The organism is Paraburkholderia sp., from assembly GCF_026225065.1.
Taxonomy (GTDB): domain Bacteria; phylum Pseudomonadota; class Gammaproteobacteria; order Burkholderiales; family Burkholderiaceae; genus Paraburkholderia.
The window spans coordinates 1-15,212 of sequence record NZ_JAMFSB010000121.1 but is presented as its reverse complement, the minus strand read 5'-3'; the positions used below and the strand labels follow the sequence as shown (position 1 = coordinate 15,212).

Annotated in this window: 15 protein-coding genes; 9 read left to right on the top strand and 6 right to left on the bottom strand. The window is 64.5% G+C overall.

All coding sequences use genetic code 11. The features are described 5' to 3' along the window. Positions 1–5: 5 nt before the first annotated feature. The 3 genes from M0954_RS09770 to M0954_RS09760 form a co-directional block, all read right to left on the bottom strand. The gene (locus M0954_RS09770; RefSeq protein WP_133891993.1) at positions 6–1,706 is read right to left on the bottom strand and encodes a formylmethanofuran dehydrogenase subunit A; all 1,701 of its coding nucleotides are present in this window, start codon (positions 1,704–1,706) and stop codon (positions 6–8) included. Beyond that, positions 1,703–3,079 carry a formylmethanofuran dehydrogenase gene (locus M0954_RS09765; protein ID WP_297352880.1) on the bottom strand — a complete coding sequence of 459 codons (1,377 nt, stop codon included), beginning with the start codon at positions 3,077–3,079 and terminating at the stop codon, positions 1,703–1,705. The genes M0954_RS09770 and M0954_RS09765 overlap by 4 nt, the downstream gene beginning before the upstream one ends. 287 nt (positions 3,080–3,366) lie before the next feature. Next, the gene (locus tag M0954_RS09760) at positions 3,367–4,140 is read right to left on the bottom strand and encodes a HisA/HisF-related TIM barrel protein (protein ID WP_297352878.1); all 774 of its coding nucleotides are present in this window, start codon (positions 4,138–4,140) and stop codon (positions 3,367–3,369) included. Positions 4,141–4,155: 15 nt separating this feature from the next. On the opposite strand from M0954_RS09760, the gene M0954_RS09755 reads away from it, so the two are divergent. From M0954_RS09755 to M0954_RS09745, 3 genes are read left to right on the top strand one after another with little or no spacing between them, the layout of a single operon-like run. Beyond that, positions 4,156–5,220 (top strand): ATP-grasp domain-containing protein, encoded by a 1,065-nt coding sequence (locus tag M0954_RS09755; RefSeq protein ID WP_297352876.1) that lies wholly within the window; start codon positions 4,156–4,158, stop codon positions 5,218–5,220. Beyond that, positions 5,217–6,362 (top strand): hydantoinase/oxoprolinase family protein, encoded by a 1,146-nt coding sequence (locus M0954_RS09750; protein ID WP_297352874.1) that lies wholly within the window; start codon positions 5,217–5,219, stop codon positions 6,360–6,362. The genes M0954_RS09755 and M0954_RS09750 overlap by 4 nt, the downstream gene beginning before the upstream one ends. Positions 6,363–6,411: 49 nt before the next feature. After that, the gene (locus M0954_RS09745) at positions 6,412–7,002 is read left to right on the top strand and encodes an aspartate kinase (protein ID WP_123387979.1); all 591 of its coding nucleotides are present in this window, start codon (positions 6,412–6,414) and stop codon (positions 7,000–7,002) included. A gap of 87 nt (positions 7,003–7,089) precedes the next feature. Here M0954_RS09745 and M0954_RS09740 read toward each other — a convergent pair whose 3' ends face one another. From M0954_RS09740 to pqqA, 3 genes are all read right to left on the bottom strand, one after another. Further along, positions 7,090–7,833, bottom strand: a complete 744-nt coding sequence (locus M0954_RS09740; RefSeq protein WP_123387868.1) for a (5-formylfuran-3-yl)methyl phosphate synthase — start codon at positions 7,831–7,833, stop codon at positions 7,090–7,092. A gap of 27 nt (positions 7,834–7,860) precedes the next feature. After that, positions 7,861–8,460: a DUF447 domain-containing protein gene (locus M0954_RS09735; protein WP_297352872.1), complete on the bottom strand. Its 600-nt coding sequence runs from the start codon at positions 8,458–8,460 to the stop codon at positions 7,861–7,863. A 99-nt stretch (positions 8,461–8,559) separates the two neighbouring features. Further along, positions 8,560–8,634, bottom strand: a complete 75-nt coding sequence (gene pqqA, locus M0954_RS09730) for a pyrroloquinoline quinone precursor peptide PqqA (protein ID WP_122155358.1) — start codon at positions 8,632–8,634, stop codon at positions 8,560–8,562. 473 nt (positions 8,635–9,107) lie between these two features. On the opposite strand from pqqA, the gene M0954_RS09725 reads away from it, so the two are divergent. The 6 genes from M0954_RS09725 to M0954_RS09700 all read left to right on the top strand — a co-directional run. Beyond that, a complete protein-coding gene (locus M0954_RS09725; protein ID WP_122151696.1) occupies positions 9,108–10,607 on the top strand; it encodes a form I ribulose bisphosphate carboxylase large subunit in 1,500 nt (499 codons plus the stop codon). A 123-nt stretch (positions 10,608–10,730) separates the two neighbouring features. Next, a complete protein-coding gene (locus M0954_RS09720) occupies positions 10,731–11,159 on the top strand; it encodes a ribulose bisphosphate carboxylase small subunit (RefSeq protein WP_297352870.1) in 429 nt (142 codons plus the stop codon). Between the two features lie 3 nt (positions 11,160–11,162). Beyond that, on the top strand, positions 11,163–12,122 hold the full coding sequence (gene cbbX / locus M0954_RS09715; protein ID WP_122151693.1) for a CbbX protein: 960 nt from the start codon (positions 11,163–11,165) through the stop codon (positions 12,120–12,122). Positions 12,123–12,149: 27 nt separating this feature from the next. Beyond that, a complete protein-coding gene (locus tag M0954_RS09710; RefSeq protein ID WP_297352868.1) occupies positions 12,150–13,247 on the top strand; it encodes a class 1 fructose-bisphosphatase in 1,098 nt (365 codons plus the stop codon). A gap of 19 nt (positions 13,248–13,266) precedes the next feature. Next, positions 13,267–14,139, top strand: a complete 873-nt coding sequence (locus M0954_RS09705; RefSeq protein WP_123387867.1) for a phosphoribulokinase — start codon at positions 13,267–13,269, stop codon at positions 14,137–14,139. Between the two features lie 45 nt (positions 14,140–14,184). Further along, positions 14,185–15,212: 1-deoxy-D-xylulose-5-phosphate synthase N-terminal domain-containing protein (locus M0954_RS09700; protein WP_297352866.1), on the top strand; the 1,028-nt coding region annotated here is incomplete at its 3' end.

Here is a 15,212-nt window from a genome sequence, read left to right as displayed (position 1 = left end):
TTTGGTCAGCCATTCGCGAGACATTCGACGGGCAGCAGCCTGCCGCCGCGACAGCAGCTGCAAACCTCGTCGTCGCTGATGGCGGCGTGCGCGAAGTTGCTCGCGAGGTTAGCGCCGCTGTAGGCGCGCAGCGTCTTCTCGATGCCACGGTCGAACTCAGGCGAGACGAAATGGATGCCGCCCGTCGGCGTGGCGACAAGCGTGCCGTCGCGAGCGACGAGTTCTCCGTCCTTGAACACATAGGCCGGCGACGTGAACATCCGCTCGCGATCCGGATCGTCGCGGTAGACGGCGATGTCCGCTGCGGCTCCGGCGGCGAGATGGCCGCGGTCGCGCAGGCCGAGCAGGCGTGCCGGCCCCGCGCGCGTGATGATGGCGATTTCGTACAGCGAGAACTCGCGCTTCAGTTGCGCTAACGCGCTCGCCACCTGGGCGTCGGCATTGAGCTTGGCGAGCTGCTCGTCGCGAAACGATTTATCCATCAGGAGACGGATCAGATGCGGATAGCTCGTAAACGGGCCGCCGTTTGGATGATCGGTGGTCATCGCGACGCGCCACGGGTCGTCGACCAGCAGGAAGATCTCGAGGCCGATAATCCACTGCAATGCATTCACATAGCTCTGCTCACGATAGCGGAACGGCACCACGCCACAGCCCGCGTCGCATTCGATGTCGCCGACCACCCACTTGTGCGGCCGCCCGAGCGGTGTGTTGCGGAACTGCATCATCGTGTCACCCGAGGCCGTAACGGTCTGTCCGAAGATGATCTGACCGACGTCGATCGACACGTTCGGCCGCGCGTTTACCGCCTCCGCGATCTGCCGCGCGCCCGACGAAAATTTTTGCGGCCCCTCCGTGCCATAGCTATGAAACTGGATATGCGTGAGATGGATCGGCAGACCGTCGGCGGCATCCATGGTGGCGATGGTCGAATCGATGTTGCCGGGCACGCCCAGATTGCTGGCGTGGACATGCAGCGGGTGCGGTACGCGCAGCTCGGTCAACGCGCGCGACAGTGTGTGCAGGACTTCGCGCGGGGTGATGCCGTAATGCACGTGCGGCTCATCGACGTTCAGCGAGCGCTGGTTGAACTTGAACGCGGAGATGCCGCCAGGATTGACGACCTTCACGCCGAGCGCCTTGCTCGCGTGGATCGTCCAGCCGATGTAGTCGCGCAGACGCTCGAAATCGTCGCGTGCGGCGAGCATCTGCAGGAACAGTTCGTCGTTGCCGAGCATGACGTACGCGCCGTGATCGATGATCGGCGTGTCGCCCATCTCAAGGTGCGTGTGACGCGCGTTGGACGGCATCATGGCCGGTTCGAAGGCGGCCGTATAGCCCATTTCGGCGTAGCGGTAACCGGTCGCGAGCGTCCCGGGCGTGCAGACTCCGCACGACGGCAGCCTCAGGTAGCGGCCATTTGCGTCTTGCACCGCTTCGTAGGCGGGTTCGCGCACGGGATTGTCACGGTGATCCTCGGGGAGCAGCAGGCGCGCGAGATTGGTCTTGCCGCCGCCGATATGCGAGTGCATGTCGATGCCGCCTGCCATCACGATCATGCCGGTGGCGTCGTATTCGTGGTCGGCCGGCGTCGTGGCCGGCACGTCGACGATGCGGCCGTCGCGGATCGCCAGATCGCGGCGCTCACCGTCGACGCCGTTGGCCGGGTCGAAGATCCTGCCACCCTTGAGCCGCACGAGACTCATGGTTGCACCTGCGCGGCGGGCTCGCCACCGAGCTGCGCCGCGAGGCGCGCCGCGATCGTTGCGACCGAGGGCAGTCCGACGCCGCGTGCTGAGGCGAGCGGCATCACGACCGGGCCGTCGACGCGAAACAGATGACCCGCGCTATCGATCCCGGGCGTAGCGACAGGAATAAAGACGGTAGCGGCGCCGCGCGCTTTCGCGGCTTCGGCCAAAGCCGGATGGCCAAGCACGATAACAGGTACCGCTTGATCGAGCGCTTGCGGCCAGACCGGCGGCGCGAAGCTGGCAACCCACAGCAGCGCATCGATCTCACCGTCGGCGAGCAGCCGGTCGGTGCGGTATCGGTACGGATCGTAGTCGAGCGGCGCCGTGCCGGCGGTTCGCGAGGGCGTCGAGACACGCGTGCGCAGCGGCAGACCCGAGAGCCACGCGACAGTCTGGTTGACCGTCAAGGCGCCGTCATCGCCGCCGAGCGCGAGACAGCCCGCGCGTACGGTGCGGTTGGTTGCCTTGATGATCCGGTTCAAGGCTTCGATTAGCAGGGCCGCGTGCGGACCGGGCAGCGCGGCGGGCTCGTAGACCAGCACGGTGTAATGCGCGGCGGCGATGCGTGCCTGCAGGCGGGCGAGTGCTGCTGCCGTGCCTGTGCCGTTATCGTGCAGCGCGCTAGCCTCGCGTCCTTCGCAAAGTGCTGACCAGAGCGCGAGCGTGTCAAAAGGATCGGTGTCCGGAAGAATCGCTTCGACTCGCGTATTCGCCATGCCGGCCGCAGCGGGATCGGGCGGGCAGCCGACGAACACCAGCTCGCGTTGCTGTTCTGTGCCAGCCAGCGCGCGCGTGAAGAAGCGCGGATAACGCTGCGACGGCTGGCAGTTGAAAAACACCAGCAGGTCTGTACGCGAACGCACCTCGGAAAGCGTGGTGAAGAACGATCCGCGATCCTGCAACGCGAGCGTGGCCGCGCTCATCGCATCGCCATGCCAATGATCGAGGATCGCGCCGCAGCCTGCGGCCAGCGTGTACAACGCGCGGGCTCCGGCCACATCGGTGGTCAGCGCGCCGAATAACGGGCGGCGTGCCGACGACAGGATGCGCGCCGCGCCAGCCAGCGCGGTATCGAGATCCGCGTCATGGCCGTCGACGCTGTTGCGGCACTGTGCATCCGCGCTGCCGTAGCAGGCGAGCGCCTGGGCGAGCCGCGGGCATTCGGTATCCGGCACGGCGAGCGTGGCGTCGTCGTGCGATTCGACCACGAGGTCGTCGCACAGCAGTGGGCAGAACGGGCAGGTCCAGTCGCGCGTCAGCGACGAGGCAGGAACGTGGGCCGTGGCCGATGGGGTCGTGGACGATGGGTCGATGGACGAGAGGTGCATGGCCGCACCTGTAGCAAGCTCCATGCCGATTTAAGCCCGAACGCAGTAGCGGGGTGCGTCACGCATCGCGCGCCGCTTATGTGGCCTTGCGCTTAAAAGGATCGATACGGTCGCGACAGGCGCGCTGACCTGCACGCAATGTATCGGTGGAGCAGCCTGCCTGCCGCGCTGCTCCGCACAGGTTGTGTGTCAATCTGGAGCAGAGTGTCACGAACGGCACCATTAGCTTGCCGTTTGTTTACATCCACGGCTTCTCCGGCGATTGGCATGAAAGTTGTATAGCACGCCTATGTTGATTCGATGAACGGCGTGCCTATCCGGCGATCGTGCAGCGCGGACGCCACGAGCCATGCCGAAGCGCCGGTTCGGGCCGCCGCCGCCATGTCGTCGCGATGGCGAATGCCGCCCGCGCCGATCACAGCGGTATGCGTGGGAGCATGGGCACGGATGCGTTCGAACGTGGCGAGGTCGGGGCCGTCGTAGCTGCCCACCTGATCGAGCGTCATCGCGATCACCCTGCGAGGCCACCATGCGCAGGTGTGCCCGGCCGAGGTGAGCGATGAAGTAGCGGTGATCAGTTGGCCGGCGCGGTGGTCGAGCGAAAGGATGGGCGAAAGCCCGGCGGTTTCGGCGGCGCGTAGTGCGGCGATGTCGTGCAGCGACTCGGTGCCGAACACCGGCACGAGAGTCGCAAGACTGTGCGGAGGAGACTGGCTATCGCTGTTGAGGCTGTTGCGCCGGGTGGCTTCTTCGATACGTACGAACAGCGAATGCATTGACGCATAGTCGGCATAGCCCGCGTCGAGCCAGATGTCAGTGCCGGGCAGGGCGGCACGTAGTGCAGCGAGCGTCTCGACGTGAGCGCCTTGCTGAAGGATCGCGCCGAGGTCGGCGATATAGAGCGTCCGTGCGCCGCTTGCAGCAAGCAGCGCGCGGGCGATGTGAAGCGGCTCGCTAGTGGCGGCAAGCGGCGAGCGGATCGGCTGATAGGCTGTCCGTTCGCCGCGCACCGCGCGTACCACGTGGCCGTCGAGCAGATCGAGAACCGGTATCACCTGCATGGGGGGCGCTTTCCTTTGACCAAGATCTTTGTCTTCGAGTATCTCACCGGCGGTGGCATCGACCCGGCACATACCGGCGCGGGAAGTCTCGCCGACCTGAGCGCGCTGATCGTCGAAGGCCGGGTGATGCGTGACGCACTGGTGAGCGACCTGCGTGAACTCGATGGAGTGGACGTGAGCTTCGCGAGTTCCCGTTTTGAAACCGTCGATTCGTCGCTCGTTCATTGTAGGGCCGCGCAAGGGGAGTCGATGACCGCCTTCGTCGCGCGGGTAGCTCGCGAGCACGACTACGCGTGGATCATCGCGCCGGAGTGCGACGGCTTGCTGCTGCATCTGTACGACGCGGTGGGTGCAGCGCGTTGGCTCGGCTGTTCGAAAGAATCGATCCGCATGGCGTCGAGCAAGAGCGCGACTGCGGCGTGCCTCACGGCGCATGACATCGCCACGACGCCGGCTGTCGAGCCTGGACAGCTCGCCGAACAGGTCTCCGGGCAAGCGGGCGGCCGTTGGGTCGTGAAACCGGACGACGGCGCGGGCGGTCTCGATACCTTCGTATTCGACAATTTTGCCGATGCCTGTGCTGAATACGACGCGCGCGCGGCCGCTGCGCGCAATCCGGTGCTGCAGGCATGGGTCGACGGCGAGCCGCTCAGCCTTTCGCTGATTTGCCACGGCGAGAGCGTTGAACTCGTCAGCATCAACCGGCAGCAAATCAGCTTGAGCGAAGGCGATGCGGCGGGGCAGCAACCGCACATCGTGGGATTCGATGGCGTGACGGTCAACCAGATCGACCTGGCCGGCGACCAGGGCCGCATGCTCGGCACGCTCGCGCAACGCGTGACGCAGGCGCTGCCAGGTCTGCGCGGCTTTGTCGGCATCGACGTGGTGTGGCATCCGTCGCGCGGGCCGGTTGTGATCGAGGTCAATCCGCGTCTGACGGTGGCGTATGCCGGACTGTCCGAGGCGCTCGGCGGCAACCTCGCGCGCCGCCTGCTTGCCACCCATGGCTTGCGTATCGTGCAATCCGGCCCCGCGCCGCGCAACTGTGGCACGCAGTCGGCCTGCGGGGCGCAGCCATGAGCGCCGGGCTCGTGGCCCATGCAAGCGTCGCCGCAGCGAATAGCGCAACGGTGTTCGGCTGGGATGTCGGCGGCGCGCACGTGAAGGTGTCGATGGCCGATGCCGCAGGCGCGGTGCTCGATGTCGCGCAATGGGCTTGTCCGCTATGGCAGGGCCTCGGCCATCTCGAGCGAACCATCGACCTCGTCTTCGAGCGCTGGCCAGAGGCCGGGAGTGACGCCGCGCTGCACGCGGTGACGATGACCGGCGAGATGGTCGACCTGTTCGAGGACCGCGCGCATGGCGTGCGGGCCATCGCTGCTGCGCTGGCGCAGCGGCTCGGGCCGCGCCTGCGTTTCTACGCTGGCGACGCCGGCTGGCTCACGCCGCAAGCCTGTGCGGACGGTTGGCGCAGCATCGCCTCGGCGAACTGGCTGGCCACCGCGCGCTGGATCGCGTCACGCGTACCCGATGCGCTGCTGATCGACATTGGCAGTACCACCACCGACATCATTCCGATCGCAGGCGGTTGTGTCGTCGCGCGTGCCGCGACGGATGCCGGGCGGCTCGCCACTGGCGAACTCGTGTACCAGGGCGTGGTGCGCACGCCGTTGTGCGGTATCGCGCGGCGCATCGAGTTCGGTGGAGAGGCCGTCAACGTGATGAACGAATGGTTTGCGACCACGGCGGACATCTACCGCCTCACGGGTGAACTGGCGTCGCACTACGACCTGTATCCGAGCGCCGACCAGGGACCGAAGACGGAAGCCGCAAGCCGCACGCGGCTCGCGCGGATGATTGGCCGGGACGCCCATGAAGCGGGTCCCGACGAATGGCGCAGGTTCGCGCTGCGCTGGCGCGAACTGCAGTTGCGCGAGATCGGCGTCAATCTGGCCCGCGTGACGGCGGCTCACCCTGAGCTCGTCGCCGCACCGCTGGTCGGCGCAGGGTGTGGACGCTTTCTCGCGGCGGCGCTGGCGTGCATGGAAGCAGGTGAAGCGACACGCGGCTACATCGATTTCGGCACGCTCGCGGGCGTGCCGGCGAACCGGTCGGACTGGGCCGCCACGTGTGCGCCGAGTGTGGCGATAGCGTTGCTTGCGGCGACTCGCTACGCGGAAGCCGGCGATGTCAGCCGCAGCGCGGCAGCGCGGGCGGCTTGAGCGGTTGAAGGGAAACGAGCGGAAACGCGCGGAAACGAGGACAACGATCATGTGGGTGGTCAAGATCGGGGGCAGCCTGAGTCACGATCCGATGCTTCGCCAGTGGCTCGTCGAGCTATGTGAAGTGGGGGGCGGGCGCGTCGTCATCGTGCCTGGTGGTGGCGATTTCGCGGACAAGGTGCGGCAATACCAGAGCGAGTGGCGCTTCGACGATCTCGCCGCACACAACATGTGTCTGCTTGCCATGACGCAATACGCGATTCTCATGCAAGGGATCTTGCCTGAACTCGTGCTCGCTTCGAGCGAGGCGAAGGTCCGCCGCGCGCTGCGCGACGGCCGTGTGGCCGTGTGGGTGCCGACCTCGCTGATGCGCGACACGCCGGACGCGATGAGCAATTGGGACACCACCTCCGACAGCCTCGCCGCGTGGCTCTCGACCATGCTCAACGCCGAGCGGTTGATCGTGGTGAAGTCATGCGCGATCTCGGAGAGCGATCGGCTCGAGACGCTGGCCGCGACGGGCGTGGTCGACCGGAGTTTCGTCGACTATGTGACAGAAGCCAATTACGTGGTCGAGATGTTCAACAAGGACAATGTCGCGTTGATGCGCGACCGGCTGCTGAACATGCCGGTAACCTAGCAGTCCTTCGCGTTGCGGCGTTGCGGCGTTGCGGCCTTGCCTTTGGCGGGATCCGCGGCAAAAGGTAAAGGCTTGCGCGCAAGCGCATTACAGACGTGCGGCGCCGGAGGCTTTGGCGTCTGCCGCGGCGAGCGCGCCGCTTATCTCCCCTGCGGGACGGTGCAGTGCGTTGGCCCATTGCGCGACGCGTTGCGGATCGAGTCGCGAGCGCCGTCCATCGACGCATAATGCCGTGCGAAAACCCGCTACGTCCGGCGCGAGCGCCCGGATCTGCTCGAACTGCGCCCAGCCGAGCGAGCCGGCGATGCCGCTCATGGCACCACGCTCCCGCGTGAGCCGCAGCCATTGCGCGAGCGAATCGCTATCCACGTGATCGAACAGCGTGCTGCCGTCCTTGCCGGCGGTGTCGAACATCACGCCCACAAAGCCGAGCGTGGCCGCATAGGCAACCAGTTCGCTATCCATGCCGCCGTCGCATAGCAACACCGGCACGACCGCAGCCGGCAGATTGGCCAGCAGTTCGAGACAACGTCGTGCAGACGGACCGGGCGCCACCCCCACTTTCACATAATCGATGCCCGCATCGCTGACTTCGATGACGCGGGTGGCGATTTCGTCGAGCGCGTCCGCCGGCACGTCGCCGATCGTTGCGCTAATCGGCTTGACCGGGTAACTGGCGCGCAACTGGCGGACGATACGCGTGATGTCGCCGATCGACAGTCCGCCGAGCGCGCCCGCGTTCGGCTCCTTCAGGTCGATCAGTTCGGCGCCGGCACGGGCGGCGTCCAATGCCTCGTCGTCCGAGCGGACGCTCGCGAGCAATGCGGTCATCGATATTCTCCGAAAAGACGGGACAGACTAGTGCGCTGTGAGTTCGGCGGCTGAACCGCCGGAAGATGCGAGGCTCTCGCGATGCCGCGCGATCGCGGCGGTGAGCCACCCCCAGGCGGTGAGTTCGACCTCGCCCGCGGTTTTGTCGATGGCGATCTGCAGGTAGGCCATTTCGCGGTCCACCTTGTCTGCCGGCAGCATGAACAGCCGGCTCACGAGAATCGCGCCTTCCACCACCGCGGCCTGGGCGCGGTTGAAACCGGTGAATGGCGCATGGTTTTCGCGGTGCACGCATTTCATGCGCAGCACCGGGCGCTCCTTGTCATCGCGCAGTTCGTCGAGTTCGAGTTCAGCGTGTGCCAGCGAGGCGGCGAGCCTGATGCTCGCCACACGGCTGGCGGCGACGGTGGGCCAGTCGCTCGCGCAATGCGTGACGCAGCCGGCGAAGATACGGACGTCCGTGGTGAAGTTCAGCACTGCAGCGCGCGACGCGACGATATTGTCGAGTGTGACCGACGGGCGAAAAGGCGAGAGGATCACGAAGTCGTCCTCGTAACGGGCCCCCATCGGCGCGATATGAGGACGGCCATCGCACGCTGCCGTGGTGACGATCGTTTCGTGGATCATGGATGGGAACGCGTGTCCTGGCAGCGCCGAAAAGCCGGCCGGTTAGCTAGGGATTAACACAAATCCGCCGAAGGGCCGCGTGTTGCGGCCCGAGCGGGCTTAACGCGTAGCGATATACATCGTGATTTCATAACCAAGACGCATATCGGTGTAGCTCGGAGTCGTCCATTGCATACGTGTTTCCTCCTGGTGTTGGTACAGCGTTGCGCCGTCGGCCCGGCGTGATGCCGGACTTCATTGGCGTTGGTTACTACGCAAGCTCCATGCCGGGTTTTCGATGACGGGGCATAAGCGACGTATTGGCGCGCCGCAATGCAGCGTTTGCCGAATTACGCCGGTGCGACCACCGTGCGCACGGCACGATGCGCTCGCGCCGCGCACTGTTCCGGTAATGCAGCAAAGTGTTCCATGACGGGCAGAACGGTTCTGTCCTCCTGTCACACGGTGCTCGCGATTCCCGTGCAGATCATTCTCCATCGATTGCCAGTGCGCGTGTTGAAAAATCGCTTCGCATTCTGCAATCGATAACGGATCGGTTAAGTCTGCCAAATTAAATCGTGAATTCTCAGAGGCTGCGTTCCTGCATACAGTGCAAACAAGCGCTTCGTTGTTCCGGCAGCGCACCTGTTCACCTTCGAGGATATGTCATGAACGATTTCAGTCAACCGGTCATTGATTCCATACACAAGCCGCGTGATGCGCAGAAGCCTCGCGAACGGTACGCCGCGGGCGTCATGAAGTATCGCGAGATGGGCTACTGGCAGCCCGATTACACGCCGAAAGACACCGACATCATCGCGCTCTTTCGCATCACGCCGCAGCCTGGCGTCGATCCGGAGGAAGCGGCGGCGGCCGTGGCCGGCGAATCGTCTACGGCAACCTGGACCGTGGTGTGGACCGACCGCCTGACTGCGTGCGACATGTACCGCGCGAAAGCCTACCGCGTCGATCCCGTGCCGGGCGCGAGCGCCGGCGAGCCGCAGTATTTCGCGTACATCGCCTATGAACTGGATCTGTTCGAAGAGGGTTCGGTCGCCAACCTGACCGCCTCGATCATCGGCAATGTGTTCGGCTTCAAACCGCTCAAGGCGTTGCGTCTCGAAGACATGCGCATACCTGTTGCTTATCTGAAGACCTTCCAGGGGCCGCCGACGGGCATCGTCGTCGAGCGCGAGCGGCTCGACAAGTACGGCCGGCCGCTGCTTGGCGCAACCGTCAAGCCGAAGCTCGGTTTGTCGGGCAAGAATTATGGCCGCGTCGTATATGAAGGGTTGCGCGGCGGCCTCGATTTTCTGAAGGACGACGAGAACATCAACTCGCAAGCCTTCATGCACTGGCGCGACCGTTTTCTGTTTTCGATGGAGGCAGTGAATCGCGCGCAAGCGGAAACGGGTGAAGTCAAAGGCCACTACCTGAACGTGACGGCCGGCACGATGGAAGACATGTATGAGCGCGCCGAATTCGCAAAGGAACTGGGTTCCTGCATCGTGATGATCGATCTCGTGATCGGCTGGACCGCGATTCAATCGATGGCGCGCTGGGCGCGCAGGAACGACATGATTCTGCATCTGCATCGTGCGGGTCACAGTACCTATACGCGGCAGCGCAATCACGGCATCTCGTTTCGCGTGATCGCGAAGTGGCTGCGCATGGCGGGCGTCGATCACGCGCATGCGGGCACTGCGGTCGGCAAGCTCGAAGGCGATCCGCTGTCGGTACAGGGCTATTACAACGTGTGCCGCGAGGCGCACAACGAGGTCGATCTGTCACGCGGGATTTTCTTCGACCAGCCGTGGGCCGGCTTGCGCAAGGTGATGCCGGTGGCCTCGGGCGGCATTCATGCTGGGCAGATGCATCAACTGCTCGACCTGTTCGGCGACGACGCGATCCTGCAGTTCGGCGGCGGCACGATCGGCCATCCGGCCGGTATCCAGGCGGGCGCGGTAGCGAATCGCGTTGCGCTCGAAACGATGGTGAAGGCCCGCAACGAGGGCCGCGACATCGTGCACGAAGGGCCGGAGATTCTCGAAGCCGCGGCGCGCTGGTGCACGCCGCTCAAGCAGGCGCTCGATACGTGGCGGGATGTGACGTTCAACTACGCGTCGACCGACACGCCGGATTTCGCCTCCACGCCGACTGCGGCCTGAGCGGCTCGCGTCTGAAGCAGGTATTCAAGGGTTCTCAATGCAGCTCCGATAGCAGTGCAACCGCACTGCGCGGAAGACTGTTGGCGCTGTTTCCGATCGGTGCATTCATCAACGAGGTACGTCATGCGTATTACACAGGGCACGTTTTCCTTCTTGCCGGAACTGACCGACGAGGAGATCAGCTTGCAGATCGACTACGCGCTGCGCCAGGGCTGGGCCTGTTCGGTCGAATACACCGACGACCCGCATCCGCGCAACACCTATTGGGAAATGTGGGGCATGCCGATGTTCGATCTGCACGACGCGGCCGGCGTGTTGCAGGAAGTGAAGGCGTGCCGCGCGGCGCGGCCGCAGCACTACATCAAGATCAACGCGTTCGATTCGGTGCGCGGCTTCGAGACGATGCGTCTGTCGTTTATCGTCAACCGTCCGGACGACGAACCGGGCTTTCGCCTCACGCGCCAGGACGGTGTGGGACGTGTGCAACGTTACGGGCTGTCCGGCTACGCGGGCGACCGGCCCTCAGGTGAGCGATATGTATCGGGGCGCTAGAAGATGAACTGCGCACAAGTGCCCAATGTCGATCTCGCCGCGCTCTATCGCGACTCCGGCATCGGCGATGTGCTGGCCGAGCTCGATCGCGATCTGGTCGGGCTCGTCCCGGTGAAGACCCGTATTCGCGAGGTCGCGGCCCATCTGCTCGTCGAGCGGGCCCGCGCGTCGCTCGGTCTCGCAGGCGGCGCGCCGACCCTGCATATGTGTTTCTCCGGCAATCCCGGCACCGGCAAGACCACGGTCGCGCTGCGCATGGCCGAAGTGCTGCACCGGCTGGGCTACATTCGCCGCAATCATCTGGTTTCAGTGACGCGCGACGACCTGGTCGGCCAGTACATCGGCCATACCGCGCCGAAAACACGCGAGGTGTTGAAGCGCGCGATGGGCGGCGTGCTCTTCATCGACGAAGCGTATTACCTGTATCGCCCGGAAAACGAACGCGACTACGGTCAGGAGGCGATCGAGATCCTGCTGCAAACCATGGAAAACCAGCGTGACGATCTCGTGGTGATTCTCGCCGGTTACGCGGCGCGCATGGAAGTGTTCTTCGAGAGCAATCCGGGTTTTCGTTCGCGGATTGCGCATCACATCACGTTTCCCGACTACGACGACGCGGAACTGCTCGACATCGCCGAGCGGATGCTCGCGACGATGCATTACCGGTTCGACGCCGACTCGCGGCGCGCTTTCGCGGACTATCTCGCGCTGCGCACCCGCCAGCCGAATTTTGCTAACGCGCGCTCGGTGCGCAATGCGCTCGATCGCTCGCGGCTGCGCCAGGCCAATCGCCTGTTCGCCACGGCGATGCGGGGCGGCGCGGCCATCGACGCCGCCGCGCTCACCCTGATTGCGGCCGCCGACATTCGCGGGAGCCGCGTGTTCGCCGAACCGCTCGCGGCAAGCGACGAGGCGCCTGTGTCCTCTCATGCAACGCGCGCCGTGCCGGCGCCGCCAGGCTAAACGAAAACCATCCCTCAGGAGATCGCCATGCAAGACGGACGTACGACCCTCTCGAAGTTCCTGATCGACACGCTCGACCGCCAGCCTCGCGCGCAGAACGCGGGCCTTTCAGCGCTCCTGATCGACGTGGCCGCTGCGATCAAGTCGATCTCCGCGATGCTCACCAAAGGCGCGCTCGGCGGTCACTACGGTTCCGCGCATAGCATCAACACGCACGGCGAGGAGCAGAAGAAGCTCGATGTTTCGACCAACGAGATCTTCGTGCAGCAGTGCGAGTGGGACGGACTGCTCGCGGCGATGGCGTCCGAGGAAATGGAGGCGGTCTACCCGATTCCGCCGGGCTATCCTCGTGGCGACTTTCTGCTCGCCTTCGATCCGCTCGACGGTTCGTCGAATATCGACATCAATGGCGTGGTGGGATCGATCTTTTCGGTGCTGCGCAATGGCAATCAGGCCGATTCGCAGGCGCCGGTCGGTGAGTCAGCGTTTCTGCAACCGGGCCGCGAGCAGGTCGCGGCGGGCTACGCCGTCTACGGACCTTCGACGATGCTCGTGCTCTCGGTCGGCAACGGCACGCATGGTTTCACGCTGGAGCGTGACATCGGCAACTTCGTGCTCACTCATTCGAACATTCGCATTCCAGAAGACACGGTTGAATTCGCAATCAACGCGTCGAACGAACGGTTCTGGGAACCGCCGGTGCGCCGCTATGTACAGGAGTGCAAGGACGGCCGCAGCGGTTGCCGCGCAAGCGACTTCAATATGCGCTGGATCGCGTCGATGGTCGCCGAGGTGCATCGCATCCTGATGCGCGGCGGCGTGTTCATGTACCCGCGCGACTCGAAGATACCGGCCATGGAAGGGCGCTTGCGGCTATTGTACGAAGCCAACCCAATGAGCTTTCTGATCGAACAGGCCGGCGGCCTTTCGATCACCGGGCGCGAACGTATTCTCGACGTCGTGCCACGTGCGCTACATGGACGGGTGCCGGTGATCCTCGGCTCGAAGAACGAGGTGGAACGCATTGAGCGCTATCACGGTGAATACGACCGCGGCGAGGATCAACCCTTTACGTCGCCGCTCTTTAGCCGGCGTTCGCTGTTTCTGCCGGGTTTCACGGCTTAGATCATCCGGAGACAAACGCATGTCAGTCAAGCACCCAATCATCGCGGTGACCGGTTCGAGCGGCGCGGGCACCACGACTGTGATGAAGAGTTTTACCCATATTTTCCGGCGCGAAAAGATCAAGGCGCAGATCGTCGAAGGCGACGCCTTTCATCGTTATGACCGCAACGGCATGCGCGAAGCGATGAAGCAGCACGAGCGAGATGGCGCACTGAACTTCAGCCATTTCGGACCGCAAGCGAATCTGCTCGAAGAACTCGAGGCACTGTTTGCCCATTATGGAGAAAGCGGCACCGGGAAGTTGCGCCACTATGTGCACGACGAACCCGAAACGCGGCTCTACAAGCAGGATGCCGGAACCTTCACGCCGTGGGAGGAGGTGACGCCGGACACCGATCTGATGTTCTATGAAGGCCTGCACGGCGCCGCGGTGACGGACAGCATCGACATCGCGCGGCATGCGGATCTGCTGATCGGCGTCGTGCCGATCATCAATCTCGAATGGATCCAGAAACTGCATCGTGACCAGACCATGCGCGGCTACTCGCATGAGGCCGTGGTCGATACGATCCTGCGGCGCATGCCGGACTACGTCAACTATATCTGCCCGCAGTTCTCACGCACGCATGTGAACTTCCAGCGCGTGCCGACCGTGGACACGTCGAATCCGTTCACCGCCCGCGAAATTCCGCTGCCGGACGAGAGCTTCGTCGTGATCCGTTTCGCGCGGCCGAAGGGGATCGACTTCCAGTATCTGCTGACGATGCTGCACGACTCGTTCATGTCGCGGCCGAATGTGATCGTCGTGCCGGGCGGCAAGATGGGCCTCGCGATGCAGCTGATTTTCACGCCGATGATTCTGCAACTGACCGACCGGCGCTCGCGCGCCTGAGGCGCCGAGCCACACCGTGGTTGATTTCGTGCAAGGAGAGCTTCGATGAGTGCCGTCGCAAATTCCGTTGCAACACCAACACCAGCAACACCCACAATCCCGGCGACCCGGCTGATGGCCGACGCGCTGCGCGTGCTCGCGATCGATGCGGTCGAAGCCGCTAAATCGGGTCATCCGGGCATGCCGCTCGGCATGGCCGAGATTGCCGTCGCGCTGTGGGACCGCCATCTAAAACACAATCCGCGCAATCCTGCGTGGCCCGATCGCGACCGCTTCGTGCTGTCGAACGGGCATGGCTCGATGCTGTTGTACGGACTGCTGCATCTCACCGGCTACGACCTGCCGATCGACGAACTCAGGCGCTTCAGGCAATTGCACAGCAAGACGCCGGGGCATCCGGAGGTGGGCGTCACACCCGGCGTCGAAACGACCACGGGACCACTCGGGCAGGGACTGGCCAACGCGGTCGGCATGGCGCTCGCCGAGGCGCTGCTCGCGCGTGAATTCAACCGGACCGGCCACTCGATCGTGGATCACCGCACTTACGTGTTTGCCGGAGACGGTTGCCTGATGGAAGGCATCTCGCACGAGGCGGCGTCGCTTGCCGGCACCTTGAAGCTCGACAAGCTCACGGTGCTGTACGACGACAACGGCATTTCGATCGACGGCCACGTCGCGCAGTGGTTCAGCGACGACACGCCGGCGCGTTTTGCCGCCTACGGCTGGCACGTCGTGCGCGACGTGGATGGACACGACGTCGACGCGGTCGATCAGGCACTGCGTGCTGCGCGCGCAGCGGCCCGCCCGACGCTGATCTGCTGCAAGACGGTGATCGGCAAAGGGTCGCCATCGAAAGCGGGCACGCACGATGTACACGGCGCGCCGCTCGGCGCCGATGAAGCCGTGAACACGCGCCGCGCGCTCGGCTGGGAGCATCCGCCTTTTGCGCTGCCGGCCGAGGCCCGTGCGCTCTGGGACGCCGGCGAGCGTGGCGCGGCTGCTGAAGCCGACTGGACGAAGCGGTTCGAAGCCTATCGTAAGCACTATCCGCATGAAGCCGCCGAGTTCGAGCG